Origin of the sequence: Streptomyces liliifuscus (assembly GCF_016598615.1) — a bacterium.
GTDB classification, from domain to species: domain Bacteria; phylum Actinomycetota; class Actinomycetes; order Streptomycetales; family Streptomycetaceae; genus Streptomyces; species Streptomyces liliifuscus.
Map to the genome: position 1 here is coordinate 4,556,095 of NZ_CP066831.1, position 17,651 is coordinate 4,573,745.

At 68.9% G+C, this 17,651-nt stretch carries 14 protein-coding genes and 1 tRNA gene; 5 read left to right on the forward strand and 10 right to left on the reverse strand.

Annotated elements, in window-relative coordinates; genetic code table 11:
- The first annotated feature begins 278 nt into the window (after window positions 1-278).
- On the forward strand, window positions 279-1,499 hold the full coding sequence (locus tag JEQ17_RS19215) for an acetyl-CoA C-acetyltransferase (RefSeq protein WP_055612660.1): 1,221 nt from the start codon (window positions 279-281) through the stop codon (window positions 1,497-1,499).
- Window positions 1,500-1,824: 325 nt separating this feature from the next.
- Window positions 1,825-2,616 carry a hypothetical protein gene (locus JEQ17_RS19220; protein ID WP_200396379.1) on the forward strand — a complete coding sequence of 264 codons (792 nt, stop codon included), beginning with the start codon at window positions 1,825-1,827 and terminating at the stop codon, window positions 2,614-2,616.
- Window positions 2,617-2,700: 84 nt separating this feature from the next.
- Here the strand turns inward: JEQ17_RS19220 and JEQ17_RS19225 are convergent, their stop codons facing one another.
- Window positions 2,701-3,012, reverse strand: a complete 312-nt coding sequence (locus tag JEQ17_RS19225; protein ID WP_200396380.1) for a hypothetical protein — start codon at window positions 3,010-3,012, stop codon at window positions 2,701-2,703.
- A 102-nt stretch (window positions 3,013-3,114) separates the two neighbouring features.
- Between JEQ17_RS19225 and JEQ17_RS19230 the strand changes: the two genes are divergently transcribed.
- The gene (locus JEQ17_RS19230; RefSeq protein WP_200396381.1) at window positions 3,115-3,345 is read left to right on the forward strand and encodes a DUF4287 domain-containing protein; all 231 of its coding nucleotides are present in this window, start codon (window positions 3,115-3,117) and stop codon (window positions 3,343-3,345) included.
- Window positions 3,346-3,429: 84 nt separating this feature from the next.
- On the opposite strand, the gene JEQ17_RS19235 is transcribed toward JEQ17_RS19230, so the two are convergent.
- The 3 genes from JEQ17_RS19235 to JEQ17_RS19245 form a co-directional block, all read right to left on the reverse strand.
- On the reverse strand, window positions 3,430-4,326 hold the full coding sequence (locus JEQ17_RS19235; RefSeq protein WP_200396382.1) for a Bax inhibitor-1/YccA family protein: 897 nt from the start codon (window positions 4,324-4,326) through the stop codon (window positions 3,430-3,432).
- 185 nt (window positions 4,327-4,511) lie between these two features.
- Window positions 4,512-5,687 (reverse strand): 4-hydroxybenzoate 3-monooxygenase, encoded by a 1,176-nt coding sequence (locus tag JEQ17_RS19240; protein WP_200396383.1) that lies wholly within the window; start codon window positions 5,685-5,687, stop codon window positions 4,512-4,514.
- Window positions 5,688-5,843: 156 nt separating this feature from the next.
- A tRNA-Leu gene (locus JEQ17_RS19245) sits at window positions 5,844-5,926 on the reverse strand.
- 393 nt (window positions 5,927-6,319) lie between these two features.
- Between JEQ17_RS19245 and JEQ17_RS19250 the strand changes: the two genes are divergently transcribed.
- Window positions 6,320-7,090 (forward strand): ABC transporter ATP-binding protein, encoded by a 771-nt coding sequence (locus JEQ17_RS19250; protein ID WP_200396384.1) that lies wholly within the window; start codon window positions 6,320-6,322, stop codon window positions 7,088-7,090.
- Window positions 7,091-7,457: 367 nt separating this feature from the next.
- Complete coding sequence (locus JEQ17_RS19255) at window positions 7,458-9,995, forward strand: ABC transporter permease (RefSeq protein WP_200396385.1); 2,538 nt, start codon at window positions 7,458-7,460, stop codon at window positions 9,993-9,995.
- A 95-nt stretch (window positions 9,996-10,090) separates the two neighbouring features.
- On the opposite strand, the gene JEQ17_RS19260 is transcribed toward JEQ17_RS19255, so the two are convergent.
- The 6 genes from JEQ17_RS19260 to eno form a co-directional block, all read right to left on the reverse strand.
- A complete protein-coding gene (locus JEQ17_RS19260; RefSeq protein ID WP_200396386.1) occupies window positions 10,091-11,392 on the reverse strand; it encodes an SAM-dependent methyltransferase in 1,302 nt (433 codons plus the stop codon).
- Between the two features lie 532 nt (window positions 11,393-11,924).
- A complete protein-coding gene (locus JEQ17_RS19265) occupies window positions 11,925-13,340 on the reverse strand; it encodes an NAD(P)/FAD-dependent oxidoreductase (protein WP_200396387.1) in 1,416 nt (471 codons plus the stop codon).
- A 435-nt stretch (window positions 13,341-13,775) separates the two neighbouring features.
- Window positions 13,776-14,717: a Ppx/GppA phosphatase family protein gene (locus tag JEQ17_RS19270; protein ID WP_200396388.1), complete on the reverse strand. Its 942-nt coding sequence runs from the start codon at window positions 14,715-14,717 to the stop codon at window positions 13,776-13,778.
- Between the two features lie 265 nt (window positions 14,718-14,982).
- A complete protein-coding gene (locus tag JEQ17_RS19275) occupies window positions 14,983-15,504 on the reverse strand; it encodes a DUF501 domain-containing protein (RefSeq protein ID WP_200396389.1) in 522 nt (173 codons plus the stop codon).
- 86 nt (window positions 15,505-15,590) lie between these two features.
- Window positions 15,591-16,067 carry an FtsB family cell division protein gene (locus tag JEQ17_RS19280; protein WP_200396390.1) on the reverse strand — a complete coding sequence of 159 codons (477 nt, stop codon included), beginning with the start codon at window positions 16,065-16,067 and terminating at the stop codon, window positions 15,591-15,593.
- Window positions 16,068-16,209: 142 nt separating this feature from the next.
- Entirely contained in the window at window positions 16,210-17,490 is a 1,281-nt protein-coding gene (gene eno / locus JEQ17_RS19285; protein ID WP_186001238.1) for a phosphopyruvate hydratase, read from the reverse strand.
- Window positions 17,491-17,651: the final 161 nt, after the last annotated feature.

The window sequence follows — 17,651 nt, forward strand, 5'->3', positions numbered from 1 at the left end:
ACCCCCGCTCCTCAAACGCCGGAGAGGCTGAAGATTTCGCAGCCCGGGCCGACACCTTCAGCCCGTCCGGCGTTTGAGGACGAGGCCGTTCAGGCCGAAAGGGGGGTCTGGGGGCGCAGCCCCCAGGGACGGGACGGGAAGGGGCGGCGGGGGCGAGGAAAGCAAGCGCTTAGACAAATGCGGCCCGAGTCACACACCCACACCCGTGACCTCGCCCATACGTACGGGTAACTTCCCAACCAGGTCCGCCTACACCCTCGTAGCCAATGGAGCCGTAGATGCCCGAAGCCGTGATCGTCTCGACCGCCCGCTCCCCCATCGGCCGCGCTTTCAAGGGCTCCCTCAAGGACCTGCGCCCCGACGACATCACCGCCACGATCATCCAGGCGGCCCTGGCCAAGGTCCCGGAGCTCGACCCCAGGGACATCGAGGACCTGATGCTCGGCTGCGGCCTCCCCGGCGGCGAGCAGGGCAGCAACCTCGGCCGCATCGTCGCCGTACAGATGGGCATGGACCACCTCCCGGGCACCACCATCACCCGCTACTGTTCCTCCTCGCTCCAGACGACCCGCATGGCCCTGCACGCCATCAAGGCGGGCGAGGGCGACGTCTTCATCTCGGCGGGCGTCGAGATGGTCTCCCGGTTCGTGAAGGGCAACTCCGACAGCCTCCCGGACACGCACAACCCCCTCTTCGCGGACGCGGAGGCCCGCACCGCCGAGGTCGCCGCCAGCGAGGGCGCGAGCTGGCACGACCCGCGCGAGGACGGCATCGTGCCCGACCCGTACATCGCGATGGGCCAGACCGCGGAGAACCTCGCCCGCATCAAGGGCGTCACCCGCCAGGACATGGACGAGTTCGGCGTCCGTTCGCAGAACCTCGCCGAGGAAGCCATCAAGAACGGCTTCTGGGAGCGCGAGATCACCCCGGTCACGACCCCGGACGGCACGGTCGTCTCCAAGGACGACGGCCCCCGCGCCGGCGTCACCCTCGAAGGCGTCCAGGGCCTCAAGCCGGTCTTCCGCCCGGACGGACTCGTCACGGCGGGCAACTGCTGCCCGCTGAACGACGGCGCCGCCGCCGTGGTGATCATGTCCGACACGAAGGCCCGCGAGCTCGGCCTGACCCCTCTCGCCCGGGTCGTCTCGACCGGCGTCACCGGCCTCTCCCCCGAGATCATGGGCCTCGGCCCGGTCGAGGCGTCGAAGCAGGCCCTGGGCCGCGCCGGCCTGACCGTCGACGACATCGACCTGTTCGAGATCAACGAGGCGTTCGCCGCCCAGGTGATCCCCTCCTACCGCGACCTGAACATCCCGCTGGAGAAGCTGAACGTGAACGGCGGCGCGATCGCGGTCGGCCACCCCTTCGGCATGACCGGCGCCCGCATCACCGGCACGCTCATCAACTCCCTCCAGTTCCACGACAAGCAGTTCGGCCTGGAGACGATGTGCGTCGGCGGCGGCCAGGGCATGGCGATGGTCATCGAGCGCCTGAGCTAGTACCGGGAGCCACCACGGCAGCCACCACAGGAGCCGGCGCGGAACCGAAGCCCCGCACCTGTAACCGCAGTTGAACTCAGCGTGACCGAATCGGCCCGGAATCCCGCAACCACCGGGGCTACGGGCCGATTTGTGATCCAATCTCCCCCAGGATGTGACCTATCTCCCTCCGGAGAGGGATTTACGCAGGTCAGAGCCGTTACGCAACCAAACATCAGGGCTAAAGTCCTGTCCCTTTCGTGACGTTACGCACTGACAGCTGGTTAGTCCGCCCTTCAAGCTGATGTAGGAAGTCGGGGGTCGACTTTGAACCGGGAGTACGTCAGTGAGCACCACGTCTCTTGCTCTGCTGCTCGCCACAGCCACCACCACGGCTGTGGGCGTCGCCGTTCTGCGCACCCTGCTGGCGCTGCGCCGACAAGTGGCGGCACTGCACACACAGCTCGCCGAGAGCCGCGCCACCGCCGTCCGCGGTCTGGTTCCGTCCGCGCGCTCGACCACGGACACGGACGAGATACGCGCCGCAGTGGCCGAGGCGCTCGCCGAGGAGCGGGAGCGGGAGCTCGCCGAGGCCCGGGCGTTCTGGGCCGCCCAGGAGGCGCGTGACGCCTCGGACGCGCCCACCCTGCTCGGCCTGCCGGACAGCGATCTGTTCCTGCCGCGCCAGTCGGACTTCGCGGGCCTCGAACACCTGGAGCCGGTGACCGAGCCCGCCGCCGACGCCGACGAGTTCGCCGGGGACTCCCCCGAACTGGCCGCGGCCCGCCGCCGTCACCCCTCGCACCCGGACTTCGTACCGGTCCAGTCACCGGTCGTGAACGACCATGAGCGCACGGTGTCCTGTCTTGAGGAACTGGCCGAGTCCCGCACGGAACTCACCGACATCCGCCCCGGCCCTCTCGGCACCCTCGACGTCTACGTCTTCGCCGACGGCACCACCCTCTGCATGACCCCGGGCCACCGCGAAACCGCCGAACGCCTCGCGGACTCCCTCCGCACCGGCCACCCCCCGGTCCTCCTGGGCGGCTCCGGCGTCTCGGGCGCCTACGCCCTGACCTTCGAATGCGCAGACGAAAACGTCTACGTCCTGGCGGACAGGGTCATAGCTTCCCTGTAAAGCACGCTCCAGCGGTGGCGCCCCTCCAGGGGCGCGGGGAACTGCGCGACAAGCCACATACAGCCGGCAGCCGCCAACGAACACTCAAACCCCCGCCCTCTTCTGCGCCTCCTCAACAACCCGCACCGCTTCCGCGACCCCATCCTCGGAAGTCAGCACAACAGCCAAGTCATTCCCAGCCAGAGTGATCTGATCCGCCGCGGCGAACATCCCCGCGTCCGGCATCTCCAGAGGCTCCCGCGAGGGATCCTCCAACCGCTGGGCACGCAGTGCCAACTCCCTGGCCAGCCCCAGCGCTTCCGCGGCGGCCCCCCGTTGCAACCGACTCTGCGGAGCGGCCCGCAAACGGTCGGCGAAATGTTCCACGGCCCGCGTCAAAGGCGTCGTATCAAGCACGCGCCGACCCTACGCGCCTCATCTGGACTGTTGCCAACAGGCCAACGCTCAGGCACGGTGACTTGAAGGACCGGCTTACATCCCATGCGTCCGGAGGCGCCGATGTCCCAAGTCTTCTCCGAGGAGACCCATCGCAATCTGCTCGCCCGCATCCCCCATTGCACCGGTCGTGAGATCTCCGACTGGCTGCGCACCGTCGACGAAGGCCCCGCCCTCTTCCGCTTCGAGGAGAAGGTCAGCTGGCTCCGCGCCGAGCACGACCTCGCGTACGGCCACGCCAAAGCCATCATTCACGAGTACGACCTGAGGAGGGCCGCGCGCAAACTGCGCTGAGCGGTTTCGCTCTGCTCCTGCACCCGACAAAAAATGGAAGGGCCCGCGAACCGTGGTTCGCGGGCCCTTCCGACTGCGGTCCCGCTAATCGTTGCCGCTGAAGATCGCGACCAGGCGCAGCATCTCCAGGTAGATCCAGACGAGGCTCATGGTGAGGCCGAAGGCGGCCAGCCAGGACTCGTCGCGCGGGGCGCCGTAGGCGATGCCGTCCTCGATCTGCTTGAAGTCGAGCGTCAGGAAGAACGCACCGAGGACGATCGCGAGAATGCCGACGATCGCGCCCAGCGGGCCCATGCTCCGCAGCCCGCCGTCATCGGCGACACCGAAGACGACCAGCAGCAGGTTGACCGCCATGACGAGCACGAAGGCGATGGCGATGGCCATGCCGATGCGCGCGTACCGGGCGGTGACGCGGATCCAGCCCGCCTTGTAGATCAGCAGGGTGGCGCCGGACACCGCCATGGTGCCGAGCACGGCCTGGAAGGGCGCGCCGCTCCACCGGCTGTTGAACATCTCGCTGATCACGCCGAGGAAAACGCCCTCGAAGGCGGCGTACGCCAGGATCAGCGGGGGTGAGGCCTTGCGCTTGAAGGCCTGGACCAGCGCGAAGACCATCGCGATGAGCGCGGAGCCGATGGCCAGGCCGAAGCTGCTCGACGTGACCGGCAGCAGGGCCCATGCGAGCACGGCACCGACGGTGACCGTGCCGAGCGTCATGGCCGTACGCGTGACGACGTCGTCCATCGTCATACGGCCGGCGGCGGGCGGGGCCTGCGGCGGCGCGCCGTGCTGGAGGTCCTGCGGGGCGTAAGGATTCTGCGCGTACGGGTTGCCGCCCTGCGGGGCGTGCGGGGTGCCCGCGTACGGGTTCCCCTGCGTTCCGACAGCGGGGCCCCCGGCCTGCGGCGCGGTGTTGAAGCCCGCGTAGCCGTTGTCGCGGCTGAACCCCCGTCGCGAGAAGACCGGGTTGCTGCTCCTCATTTCACTCCTCCATGGCCACCCTGCGTGGCCTTGGCTCAAGAGTAATGGGTAGGCAAAAGAAAGCCTCTAGTGCCTGGGGAGGATCTTTCCCCTCTTGTGACCGGGAACACCGGGTCGGGACCCGTCATTCCCCGCACCGTTACAACGCCGGTACGCACTGTTCCGGTTCCCTCTTCCGGGGCATCTCACTCCAGCGGGAAGCCGGTGTATCCCTCGGCGAGGTCCTGCTCGGCGGCCCGTGAGGCGGCGATCCGCGCCAGCCGGGCGAGCTGGATCCGGTCCTCGAACGGCGTCGCGTCGGCCGTGCGGTGCAGCAGGGTCGTCATCTCGTACGAGAACCGCTCGGCCTGCCAGACCCGCCGCAGACAGGTCTCGGAGTACGCGTCGAGCCGCTCGGCCGACCCGGTCTCCTTCTCGTACGCCAGAGCCCGCGCGAAGGTGACGACGTCACCGACCGCGAGGTTCAGCCCCTTGGCACCGGTGGGCGGCACGATGTGAGCGGCGTCACCGGCCAGGAAGAGCCGTCCGTACCGCATCGGCTCGTGCACATGGCTGCGCATGGGTGTGACGGACTTCTGCGTGATGGGCCCCCGCTCCAGCCGCCACCCGTCCCCGGTCTCGAACCGCCGCTCCAGCTCGTCCCAGATCTCGTCATCCCCCCAGTCCGCCGCATCCGCGCCCTCGGGCACCTGGAGGTAGAGCCGAGAGACGACGGGCGACCGCATGGACAGCAGGGCGAAGCCACGGTCGTGCCGGGCGTAGACGAGCTCGTCGTGCGAGGGCGGCACATCGGCGAGGATCCCGAGCCACCCGAACGGGTACGTCCGCTCGAAGACCCGGGTGAGCTCGGCGGGAATGGCCTTGCGGGCGACCCCCCAGAACCCGTCGCACCCGACCACGTACGAGCACTCCAACACCTCCTCACGCCCTTCATGCCGAAACCGCACCCGCGGAGCGTCGCTGTCCGCCCCCTCCACGGCGAGGGCCTCGGCCTCGAAGAGCAGCGGCCCGCCCTCCTTGAGCTGAAGCGCGATGAGGTCCTTGCACACCTCGGTCTGGGCGTAGACCATCACGGACCGCCCACCGGTCAGCGCGGGAAAGTCGACGCGGTGCCGCCGCCGGTCGAACCGCAGCTCGATGCCGTCGTGCCGCAGCCCCTCACGGTCCATGCGCTCGCCGGCGCCCGCGGCCCGCAGCACGTCCACGGTGCCCTGCTCCAGGATCCCGGCCCGCTGCCGATGCTCCACATAGGCCCGGTCCCGGCTCTCCAGCACGACGGAGTCGATCCCCGCGTTGTGCAGCAGCCGCGCCAGCAGCAGCCCGGCCGGTCCGGCCCCGATGATCCCCACGGTGGTACGCATCGACTCACTCCGTTCGCCCAGTGAAATTTAATTCACCAAATCACTACACTGAGTTTCCGACGGACAGAACCCACTGTCAACGGTTGCGAGGTGAAGTCTTCAATGAAGGGTGCACCCTTCATTGGGATACGCTGGAAAAAGCGGAAGTGTCGGAGGTGCCCGGAACCGGACTTGAACCGGTACGCCCGCGAGGGGCAGCGAGGTTTAAGCTCGCCGTGTCTGCATTCCACCATCCGGGCAGGCCATGGGCTCCGCGTCGAGTGTTCCGAGCCTATCGGGACAGATCCCCCGAACAGCGGAAGGGCAGCCCGATGTTGTCTTATTTTATTGACGTCTGAGGGTGCATCAGCCCACGGTACGCGCCATCCGCACATGCCAAATGCCCTTCGACCGAAGCTTGACGGCGTATGGGGAATGACGTGATTTCACCGCCCGAACGAGCGGAACCTGACGAACCGTCGCCGATTCCCTCTCAGGGACGGACGTCATCCCCAGGTATGACACGGGCCCGCCGGGTGCGACCCAAGGCTGTCTTCGGAACCAGAACAGCGGGTGACTACACGGCGCCGATCGGCACAGACGATGGAACGGTCGTCCTCACTCGTCGTCGTACCGACAAGGAGCACCCTCCCGTGACCACCATGCCCCTCGCCGACCGTGCCACCACGGTGGCAGCCCGCGCCTCGGAACTGTCCAAGGTCTACGGACAGGGGGAGACCCAGGTGGTCGCCCTGGACCGGGTCTCCGTCGACTTCCGTCAGGCCGAGTTCACCGCGATCATGGGCCCCTCCGGCTCCGGCAAGTCCACGCTGATGCACTGCGTGGCCGGCCTGGACAGCTTCTCCTCCGGATCGGTCCGCATCGGCGACACCGAACTCGGCTCCCTCAAGGACAAGCAGCTCACCAAGTTGCGCCGGGACAAGATCGGTTTCATCTTCCAGGCGTTCAACCTCCTTCCGACCCTCACGGCCCTGGAGAACATCACTCTTCCGATGGACATCGCGGGCCGCAAGCCGGACAAGGCGTGGCTCGACAACGTGATCCGGATGGTGGGCCTGGCCGACCGCCTCTCGCACCGCCCCTCCGAGCTCTCCGGCGGCCAGCAGCAGCGCGTCGCCGTGGCCCGCGCGCTGGCCTCCCGCCCGGACATCATCTTCGGCGACGAGCCGACCGGAAACCTCGACTCCCGCTCGGGCGCCGAAGTCCTCGGCTTCCTGCGCAACTCCGTACGCGAACTGGGCCAGACCGTCGTCATGGTGACCCACGACCCGGTCGCCGCCGCGTACGCCGACCGCGTCATCTTCCTGGCCGACGGCCGCGTGGTCGACGAGGTGCACGCCCCCACGGCGGACGCGGTCCTGGACCGCATGAAGCAGTTCGACGCCAAGGGTCGCACCAGCTAGGCGCGCTCTCCCCTTCTTGCGTTCCGTCCGCGGGCCGTCAGTGGCTGATCGCGCAGTTCCCCGCGCCCCCAAGGGGGCACGACCCGCAGTGGTGACGCGATGGGCCACCGGCCCGCAGCCGCCGGCGCACGGGAGGGGACGGTCCGGGGGTGTCCGCCCGCAGCGGATGGCGTGTCGACCCGGGCGCCCTCTCAAGGCGACCGATTCCACGCCGGACCGAGGACGGATACCCCCGGACCGGCCCCGCCCCCGCACCACCGGCAGGCGCACCACCCACCGGCGCACAGACACCCGGACCCGCACCCCCGACGTGCCCCTGGGCGCCCCACCAAACCTCGTACACCTCGTACACCTGGACTGAGAAGACATGTTCCGAACCGCCCTGCGCAACGTGCTGGCGCACAAGGCCAGGCTGCTGATGACCGTGCTCGCCGTGATGCTGGGCGTGGCGTTCGTCTCCGGCACCCTGGTCTTCACCAACACCATCTCCGACGCGTACCAGAAGAGCTCGGCGAAAGGCTTCGACCAGGTCGACGTCGCCGTCCAGCCGGAATCCACGAAGGCCGAGGGCGACAAGCTCGGCAAGGACCCGGAGCTCACCCAGGCGCTGCTGGACAAGGCCGCCAAGGCCCCCGGCGCCGAGTCGGCCATAGGCGTCGTCACCGGCTTCACCGCGATCGCCGACAAGGACGGCAAGCTGATCGGCGGCGGCTTCCAGTCGCAGGGCGGCAACTACTGGGGAGACAAGGACCCCCGCTACCCGCTCGACAGCGGCAAGGCCCCGACCGGCAGGAACGAGGTCGCGATCGACGCCGAAACGGCCGAGCGCGCCGGCTACAAGGTCGGCGACACCATCCGGATCTCGATCGACGGCCCGGTCCTCACCCCCACCATCACCGCCGTCTTCACCACGGACGACGGCAACGTCGCCGCCGGCGGCAGCCTCGCCCTCTTCGACACCGCCACCGCGCAACAGCTGTTCCACAAGACCGGCACGTACGACGAGATCGACGTGAAGGCCGCCCCGGGCACCAGCCAGACCGCCCTCCGGACGAGCCTCGACAAGGTCCTCCCGAAGGACACCGTCGACACCACGACGGGCCGGCAGCTCGCCGATGACCAGGCCGCCATGATCGAGTCGTCGATGAGCGGCCTCAAGACCGGCCTCCTGGTCTTCGCCGGCATCGCCCTGTTCGTCGGCACGTTCATCATCGCCAACACCTTCACCATGCTGGTCGCCCAGCGCACCAAGGAACTCGCGCTCCTGCGAGCGGTCGGCGCCTCGCGCAAGCAGGTCACACGCTCCGTACTCCTCGAAGCGTTCGTGGTCGGCACGGTCGCGGCCGTCACGGGACTGATCGCCGGCATCGGCATCGGCGCGGGCCTGCGCAGCCTGATGGGCATGCTGGAGGCGACCGTCCCGGCGGGCCCGCTGGTCATCACCCCGGGCACGATCGTCACGGCGTTCGCCGTCGGCATCCTCATCACGATGCTCGCCGCCTGGCTCCCGGGCCGCCGCGCCGCGAAGATCCCCCCGGTCGCGGCGATGAGCAGCGTGCACGCGACGGCGACGACCAAGTCGCTCGTCCTGCGCAACACCCTCGGCGCCCTGTTCTCCGCGGCGGGCATCGCGGTGGTCCTCTTCGCGACGACGATGAGCGGCTCGGACGGTCAGGCCCCGATGGGCCTGGGCGCGGTTGTGCTGATCATCGGCGTCTTCATCCTCACGCCCCTCCTCTCCCGCCCGCTGATCGCCGCCGCGGCCCCGGTCCTGCGCATCTTCGGCGTCTCGGGCAAGCTGGCCCGCCAGAACTCCGTACGCAACCCGCGCCGCACGGCCGCCACCGCCTCCGCGCTGATGATCGGCCTCACGCTCATCACGGGCATGACGGTGATGGCGGGCAGCCTGCAGACGTCGATCGACAAGATGGCCACCGCCGCGCTGAAGGCGGACTACGTGGTCTCGATGGCGAACATGAGCTCCCTCTCCCCCGACGTCGAGAAGAAGCTCGACAAGGTGGAGGGCGTCACCGCCACCAGCCCCCTGCGCAACGCGCCGGCCCGCATCGACGACCGGACCGAGTACCTGACGGGTGTGAAGGGCTCCACGATCGGCGAGCTGACCGACCTGAGGGTCGACAACGGCTCGTTCAAGGTCGGCGGCACGCAGGTCGTCGTGGACGACGAGACGGCCAAGGACCACGGCTGGAAGGCCGGTTCGACGTTCACGGCCTCGTTCGAGGACGACAAGAAGCAGCAGCTGACGATCTCCGGGATCTACGAGGGCAACGAACTCATCCGGGGCATCATGATCGACACCGCGACGCTCGCCCCGCACCAGGCGGACCAGGCGGACCCGGCCGACATGCAGGTCATGGTGAAGACGTCCGGCGGCGCGTCCGACGCGACCAAGGACGGTCTGGAGAAGGCGCTCGGCAGCAACCCGGCCATCAAGGTCCAGGACAAGCAGGACGTCTCCAACGAGATCGCGCAGATGTTCACGCTGATCCTGAACATGCTGTACGGCCTGCTGGCGATGGCGGTCATCGTCGCCGTCCTCGGCGTCATCAACACGCTCGCGATGTCGGTCTTCGAGCGCTCGCAGGAGATCGGCATGCTCCGCGCGATCGGCCTCGACCGCAAGGGCATCAAGCGGATGGTCCGTCTGGAGTCCCTGGTCATCTCGCTCTTCGGCGGCGTGCTCGGCGTGGGGCTGGGCGTGTTCTTCGGCTGGGCGGCCGGTGAGCTCCTGGCCGGCAAGATGCCGACGTACGAACTGGTCCTGCCCTGGGCCCGGATGGCCGTCTTCCTGCTCCTGGCGGCGACGGTCGGCATCCTGGCCGCCCTGTGGCCGGCCCGCCGCGCGGCGCGCCTGAACATGCTGACGGCGATCAAGTCGGAGTAGCGGCAGCCACCGCCAAGCACCAGGTCGGGGCCCGTTCCACAAGGAACGGGCCCCGACTCCGTGCGGCTACAAAACGCAGCCCGACTCCCTTACTCCTACGTCTGCTCCCGATTCCAGGTACGAGCCCGAAGAGGCATCCCAGACGCCCCCGACTCGGGAGTCCGCACCGCCAGCACCTGGTTCACCCCGATCCGGTTCCGCTCGAAGGCAAGGGCGGAGGCGGCCATGTAGAGCCGCCAGACCCGGGCCCGGCCGGGGCTGGTGAGCCGGACCGCGTCCGGCCAGTGCGCCTCCAGGTTGGTGACCCAGCGGCGCAGCGTGAGCCCGTAGTGCTCGCGGATCGACTCGACGTCACGGACCTCGAACCCGGCCGCCTCCAACTGGCCCACGGTCCCGCCGATCGGAGCGAGCTCGCCGTCCGGGAAGACGTACGCGTCGATGAACTCGTCGATCTCGTACCCCGATTCGTCGCGCCACGGCCGACGGCCGATCTGGTGGTTGAGGAGCCGCCCGCCCGGTTTCAGAAGGGCGAACAGATCCCGCGCGTACTCCAGATAGCGGTCGCTGCCGACATGCTCGGCCATGCCGATCGAGGAGATCGCGTCGTACGGACCGTCGGTGACGTCGCGGTAGTCCTGGACGCGGATCTCGATCCGGTCGGTGAGCCCCTCTTCCGCGACGCGCTTACGGGCGTACGCGGCCTGTTCCTGGGACAGGGTGACGCCGACGACGCTCACGCCGTACTCGCGGGCGGCGTGGATGGCCATCGAACCCCAGCCGCAGCCGACGTCGAGCAGGCGCATGCCCGGCTTCAGGCCGAGCTTGCGGGCGACGAGTCCGAGCTTGTCGCGCTGGGCGTCCTCCAGGGTGCCGTCCGGGGAGTCCCAGTAGGCGCACGAGTAGACCATGGACGGTCCGAGGACGATCTCGTAGAAGTCGTTGCCGACGTCGTAGTGGTGGCTGATCGCCCGTCTGTCGGTGCGCTTGGTGTGCAGGTGGGAGCGCCTGCGTACCTCCTCGCGGGGCGGGGCGGGGGGCAGTGGCGGCCCCGCCATCCGCACGAGCCCCCACACGGCGGCCCGCACCTCGGGATCCCGCAGGGCCTCGCGCAGGGTCCGGGCGTCCTCGCCGCGCTCCCACACCAGCCCGGCCATGACGTCCAGGACGGCGTACAGATCGCCGTCCACGGTCAGGTCTCCGGCCACCCAGGCGCGGGCCATGCCCAGTTCGCCAGGCTTCCAGAGCAGTCGGCGCAGGGCCCGGCGGTTCCGTACGACGAGTACGGGGCTCTCGGGCGGGCCCGCCTCCGAGCCGTCCCAGGCGCGAATGCGCACCGGGAGCGGGGCTCCCAGCAACTGCTCCATCAGCGCCTTCAGCCGCAGCGCCGCGTCCTGCATGACGCACACCTCCGTGACGACGGATCCCACAGACTCCAACACCACGTAAACACCAACGGGCCCGATGCGCAGTCCCGCCAAAGCGTTACATCTGAGCAAAATGCATGCAGCCAACACGCACTCTGCGGCCGTGACCGCCCCTACTCAGGGGCTCCGCCCCCGAACCCCCGCTCCTCAAACGCCGGAGAGGCTGACGGTCGGGCGGGCTGCTTGCCTGACATCGAGTGCGGGTCGCGTGTGGCTGATCGCGCAGTTCCCCGCGCCCCTAAAAGCTCCCGGCCCGCCCACCTCTCAGCCCGTCCGGCGTTTGAGGACGAGGCCGTTCAGGCCAATCCCCCAACCCGCCCGTCTCTCAGCCCGTCCGGCGTTTGAGGACGAGCGCGGTGGCGCGATACGGGGGTTCGGGGGCGGAGCCCCTGAGTCAGGGACGGGAATGGGTAGGGGCGGCGGGGGCGAGGAAGAGACGCCGAAGGGGGCCGCCCGCACCACGGATGGCGGGAGGCCCCCTTCGGGGTAAGCAGGTGACCGGAGGTCAGGAGGCCTTGGCCTTCTCCTCGGTCTTGGCGGCGGACGGCGCGGACGCCGGCTCGGCCTTCGCGGCAGCAGCCGCAGGCGCCGGCTTCGCAGCCTCGTAGAACTCCTCACGAGGAGTCTCCATGGCCCCGAGCGACACAACCTCACGCTTCAGGAACATCGCAAGAGTCCAGTCCGCGAAGACCCGGATCTTCCGGTTCCACGTCGGCATGGCCAGCCCGTGGTACCCCCGGTGCATGTACCAGGCAAGACGACCCTTGAGCTTGATCTTCATCTTGCCCATGACGATCATCGCGACGCCCTTGTGCAGACCGAGCCCGGCGACCGCACCCTTGTTGGCGTGGCTGTACTCCTTCTGCGGGAAGCCCCGCATACCGGAGATCACGTTGTCACCGAGGACCCGGGCCTGCCGCAGCGCGTGCTGCGCGTTCGGCGGGCACCAGGCGTTCTCGTTGCCGGCCTTGCGGCCGACGAGGTCCGGCACCTGGGCGTTGTCGCCGGCGGCCCAGATGTAGTCCGTGCCCTGCACCTGGAGCGTGGTCTGCGTGTCCACGTGACCACGGGGACCCAGCGGCAGACCGAAGCGGGAGAGCACCGGGTTGGGCTTGACGCCGGCCGTCCACACGATGGTGTTGGAGTCGACCTCGAGGCCGTTCTTCAGCACCACGTGGCCGTCGACGCAGGAGTCCATGGAGGTGGAGAGGTAGACCTCGACCCCACGTCCTTCGAGGTGCTCCTTGCCGTACTGGCCGAGCTTCGGACCGACCTCGGGAAGGATCTTGTCCGCGGCGTCGACGAGGATGAACCGCATGTCCTCGCGCGACACGTTGTTGTAGTACTTGGCCGCGTCCCGGGCCATGTCCTCGACCTCACCGATGGTCTCGGCACCGGCGAAGCCACCACCGACGAAGACGAAGGTGAGCGCCTTGCGCCGCACGTCCTCATCCGTCGTGGAGTCGGCCTTGTCCAGCTGCTCGAGCACGTGGTTGCGCAGGCCGATGGCCTCCTCGATGCCCTTCATACCGATGCCCTGCTCGGCGAGGCCGGGGATCGGGAAGGTGCGCGAGACCGCGCCCATCGCGATGACGAGGTAGTCGAAAGGCAGCTCGTACGCCTCGCCCACGAGGGGGGCGATCGTGGCGACCTTGCGGTCCTGGTCGATGGTCGTGACCCGGCCGGTCAGAACTTCCGCCTTGGGCAGCACGCGTCGCAGCGGGACGACGACGTGCCGAGGCGAAATGCTGCCGGCGGCGGCTTCGGGGAGGAAGGGCTGGTAGGTCATGTACGACCGGGGGTCGACGACCGTGACGGTCGCCTCGCCATAGCGCATCTTCTTGAGAATGCGCCGAGCTGCGTACAGGCCTACGTACCCACCGCCTACTACGAGGATCCTGGGACGCTCCGTGGTGCTCATGCCATCGAGTATCCACCTGCCCCAGGGGGGTCGCTCGTGCGCCCCTTCACAAGCTTCTTCACACCCTCTGCTACACTGCGCGGCCCACGTGAGCGAGGTCATGGTCCGGCAGGGGAACCAGCGCCTGGTGCGGCCCGTTGTCAATGCCGCGTGAGCTGCCGCTCCGGCCGTTCGACCCCTCCGAACCGGCCCCCTTTTTCATACGATCGCAGCACTCGCGGAACACCCTGTTGATCATGCTCCGGAGCCGCTCGGGGGCCCCGGGGGACCCGTAGGGACGAAAACCTCGCTCAACAGGGCCGATTCTCTTGTGAAGAACTTCACGAAGTTTTCCGACGAGGTGTTCCCAGGGCCGTTTCCAAGACCGTTCAGAGGCCCTCCAGGGCGCTCAAACGTTCTCCGACCTGCTCAGTCGAGGGAGGCTCCAGGCCGGCTCTAGGCAACGGACCACGCGATCCCGTCGAGGATGTCGTGCTCGCTCACGACCACCTCGTCCGCCCCGATCCGCTCCATGATCGAGAGCAGTACGAGGGCGCCGGCGCCGATGACGTCGACCCGGCCCGGGTGCATCGAGGGGATCGCGGCACGCTCGGCGTGGGTGGCGGACAGCAGCCGCTCGGTGATCTCGCGGACCCGGCCGTAGGAGACCCGGGAGTGGTGGATGGCCTCGGAGTCGTACTCCGGGAGGTCCTGGGCGATCGCCGAGATCGTGGTCACCGATCCGGCGAGCCCGACGAGCGTACGGGCCTCGCGCAGCGGCACGGACTCCTCGGCGAGGTCGAGGGCCGCCTCGATGTCGGCGCGGATCGCCTCGACCTGCTCCGAGGTCGGCGGGTCACTGACGACGCCGTCGTGCACGAGGTGCCGTTCCGTCATCCGTACGCAGCCGATGTCGACCGAGCGGGCGGCGCGGACGTGGTCCTCGCCCACCACGAACTCCGTGGAGCCGCCGCCGATGTCCACCACCAGGTAGGGCTTGGCCAGATCGTCGCGACCTGTCAGCTCCTTGGTGGCGCCCGTGAACGAGAACTCCGCCTCCTGGTCGCCTGAGATGACCTCGGGCTCGACGCCCAGGATGTCCAGGACTCCTCGTACGAACTCGTCGCGGTTCTCCGCGTCGCGGGAGGCGGAGGTTGCCACGAAGCGGAGGCGTTCCGCGCCGTGTTCCTTGACGATCGCGGCGTATTCGCGGCAGGCCGCGAAGGTTCGGTCCAGGGCGTCCGGGGCGAGGCGGCCCGTTCGGTCGACGCCCTGGCCCAGCCGGACGATCGTCATCCGTCGGTCCAGGTCCACGAGTTCGCCCGTCCGGGGATCCGCGTCCGCGACGAGCAGGCGGATCGAGTTGGTACCGCAGTCGATGGCGGCGACGCGAGTCATTGGTGGTGGTCTCCTGTTGCGATCGTGGCTCCGGGGGCGCCCGAGCATTCTCTCGCCCCCGCCGCCCCTACCCATTCCCGTCCCCTGGGGCTCCGCCCCAGACCCCGTGGGGTTCGTTTTTGGCTGCGGGCCGTCGTGGGTTGCTCGCGCAGTTCCCCGCGCCCCTAGGTACCTAGGGGCGCGGGGAACTGCGCAGTCTTTTGGGGGTTCGGGGGCGGAGCCCCTGAGTAAGGGACGGGAATGGGTAGGGGCGGCGGGGGCGAAATCACACCTCGGTGGGCACCACGCACGCCCCCTTGCGCCACCACTCCGGCAGCATCGCGAGGGCCTCGTCGCCCAGGGGGTTCACCCCCGGCCCGGCGGCCAGGGAGTGGGCGACCAGGACGTGGAGGCACTTCACCCGGTCCGGCATACCGCCCGCGCTCGGAAAGCCCGCGAGCACCTCGATGGAGTCCCGCCGAGCGATGTAGTCCTCGTGCGCCGCCCGGTACGCGGCCGCCAACTCCGGATCCGTGGCGAGCCGGTCCGTCATCTCCTTCATGACGCCGTTCGCCTCCAGCGTCCCGATGGCGGAGGCCGCCCGGGGACACGTCAGGTAGTACGTCGTCGGGAAGGGAGTCCCGTCGGGAAGACGAGGAGCCGTCTCGACCACGTCCGGCTGCCCGCACGGACAGCGGTGCGCGATCGCGCGCAACCCGCGCGGCGGCCGCCCGAGCTGCTGCTTGAAGGCCTCGACGTCCGCGTCGGTGGGCTCGGTGCGGGGGGTGGGCGGCGGGGGCGTTTCCATGCCTGTGGGTAAGTCTCTCTAGTCAGTTCTCTGAGTGGATCACCGGCGAATCACCGGCTGGATCACCTGTCGGGTGACCGATCGGGTCACCTGTCGGCGGCGTCTGCCTTGTCGACGCCGTCCCAGACGTTGGCGTACCAGGCCCGGTCGGCCGCCGTCTGATCCGTACGCGTCTTCTTCGCCGCGTCGGGGTCGATCACGATGTAGCCGGTCTCGCCCGGCATCACGTAGTGGAGCCGCTCCCGGATGCGCTGCTCGGCGTACGCGTCGTCCTGCCACCGCGCCTTGAGGTCGCGCAGCTGCTCGACCCTCAGGCGGGCCTCCTCCCGCTCGCGCTGGAGGTCGGCGACCTCGGCGCGCTGGGAGACGTACTGCCTTATGGGATAGGCGAGGGCCACCACGAGCGTGCACAGGACGAGGGCGAGGAGTGCCGCCCGGCCGGTCAGCCGTGAGCGGCGGGCCTGCCGCTTGGTCTGCGAGCGGTAGACACGGGCGGCGGTCTGCTCACCGAGCAGCCGCAGCCTGGTCGAGGTGGAGAACCGGTCGCGGTCCTTCACGGCCATCTGTCCCGCCTCCCCGGTACAAACCCGTCGAGTACACCGAGCCCGTCGGGCCCTTCACGTGCGTACGTCCCCGCACACGGTACGGGACCGAGTACGGGGACGTACGTACGACGGGGCTGTCACCCCGGCCGAAGGGCCGTGCTCAGCCCTTGAAGCGCGGGAAGGCCGAACGGCCCGCGTACACCGCCGCGTCGTCGAGGATCTCCTCGATGCGCAGCAGCTGGTTGTACTTGGCGACGCGGTCCGAGCGGGCCGGGGCGCCGGTCTTGATCTGACCGCAGTTCACCGCGACGGCGAGGTCGGCGATCGTGACGTCCTCGGTCTCGCCGGAGCGGTGGGACATCATGCACTTGAAGCCGTTGCGCTGGGCCATCTCGACGGCGTCCAGGGTCTCGGTCAGCGAGCCGATCTGGTTGACCTTGACGAGCAGGGCGTTGGCGGAGCCCTCCTCGATGCCGCGGGCGAGGCGCTCCGGGTTGGTGACGAAGAGGTCGTCGCCGACGATCTGGACCTTGTCGCCCAGCTTCTCGGTGATGACGTTCCAGCCGGCCCAGTCGTCCTCGTACAGCGGGTCCTCGATGGAGACGAGCGGGTAGGCCGCGACGAGCTCCTCGTAGTACTCCGTCATCTCGGCGGCGGAGCGCTCCTTGCCCTCGAAGAGGTACTTGCCGTCCTTGTAGAACTCGGAGGCGGCGACGTCGAGCGCGAGGGCGACCTGCTGGCCGGGGATGTAACCGGCCTCCTTGATCGCGTCGAGGATCAGGTCCAGGGCCTCGCGGTTGGAGCCGAGGTTCGGGGCGAAGCCGCCCTCGTCGCCGAGGCCGGTGGACAGGCCGCGGCTCTTCAGGACCTTCTTGAGGGTGTGGTAGACCTCGGCGCCCCAGCGCACGGCCTCGGAGAAGGACTCCGCGCCGATCGGGGCGATCATGAACTCCTGGATGTCGACGTTGGAGTCGGCGTGCGACCCACCGTTGAGGATGTTCATCATCGGGACCGGCAGCAGGTGCGCGTTCGGTCCGCCCAGGTAGCGGAAGAGGGGGAGGTCGGACGCCTCGGACGCGGCGTGGGCGACGGCGAGGGAGACGCCGAGGATGGCGTTGGCGCCGAGCGAGCCCTTGTTGTCGGTGGCGTCCAGGTCGATCATGGCCTGGTCGATGAGGCGCTGCTCGGTGGCGTCGTAGCCGACGAGCTCCGGGCCGAGCTGCTCGATGACGGCGAGGACGGCCTTCTCGACACCCTTGCCGAGGTAGCGGTTGGGGTCTCCGTCACGGAGCTCAACAGCCTCGAAGGCACCTGTGGAGGCGCCGGACGGAACGGCGGCACGACCCGTGCTGCCGTCGTCGAGGCCGACCTCGACCTCGACCGTGGGGTTGCCTCGGGAGTCCAGGATTTCCCGGGCTACGACGACGTCGATGGACGGCACGAGCATCTCCTTCTGGGATGTGACGCAAGCTGTTCCGGGCCGGAGGCCCGGTTGGGTGCGGACCTGTGGTGGCCCCGCGGCATGAGCCTAACCGGCTGCCGGGGTTCGGCCAGCCCTCGACCGCCTCCTGGACAGAACCGAGAGTAAATTGTTTCCGAACG

What these genes read in the sequence shown, in the direction of transcription:
- JEQ17_RS19240 (WP_200396383.1), bottom strand. Translation starts at nt 5,687, where the DNA reads ATGCGTACCACCGTGGGGATCATCGGGGCCGGACCGGCCGGGCTGCTG.
- JEQ17_RS19255 (WP_200396385.1), top strand. Translation starts at nt 7,458, where the DNA reads ATGTTCCGAACCGCCCTGCGCAACGTGCTGGCGCACAAGGCCAGGCTG.
- JEQ17_RS19270 (WP_200396388.1), bottom strand. Translation starts at nt 14,717, where the DNA reads ATGACTCGCGTCGCCGCCATCGACTGCGGTACCAACTCGATCCGCCTG.
- JEQ17_RS19275 (WP_200396389.1), bottom strand. Translation starts at nt 15,504, where the DNA reads ATGGAAACGCCCCCGCCGCCCACCCCCCGCACCGAGCCCACCGACGCG.
- JEQ17_RS19235 (WP_200396382.1), bottom strand. Translation starts at nt 4,326, where the DNA reads ATGAGGAGCAGCAACCCGGTCTTCTCGCGACGGGGGTTCAGCCGCGAC.
- JEQ17_RS19230 (WP_200396381.1), top strand. Translation starts at nt 3,115, where the DNA reads ATGTCCCAAGTCTTCTCCGAGGAGACCCATCGCAATCTGCTCGCCCGC.
- JEQ17_RS19215 (WP_055612660.1), top strand. Translation starts at nt 279, where the DNA reads ATGCCCGAAGCCGTGATCGTCTCGACCGCCCGCTCCCCCATCGGCCGC.
- JEQ17_RS19265 (WP_200396387.1), bottom strand. Translation starts at nt 13,340, where the DNA reads ATGAGCACCACGGAGCGTCCCAGGATCCTCGTAGTAGGCGGTGGGTAC.
- JEQ17_RS19280 (WP_200396390.1), bottom strand. Translation starts at nt 16,067, where the DNA reads ATGGCCGTGAAGGACCGCGACCGGTTCTCCACCTCGACCAGGCTGCGG.
- JEQ17_RS19260 (WP_200396386.1), bottom strand. Translation starts at nt 11,392, where the DNA reads ATGCAGGACGCGGCGCTGCGGCTGAAGGCGCTGATGGAGCAGTTGCTG.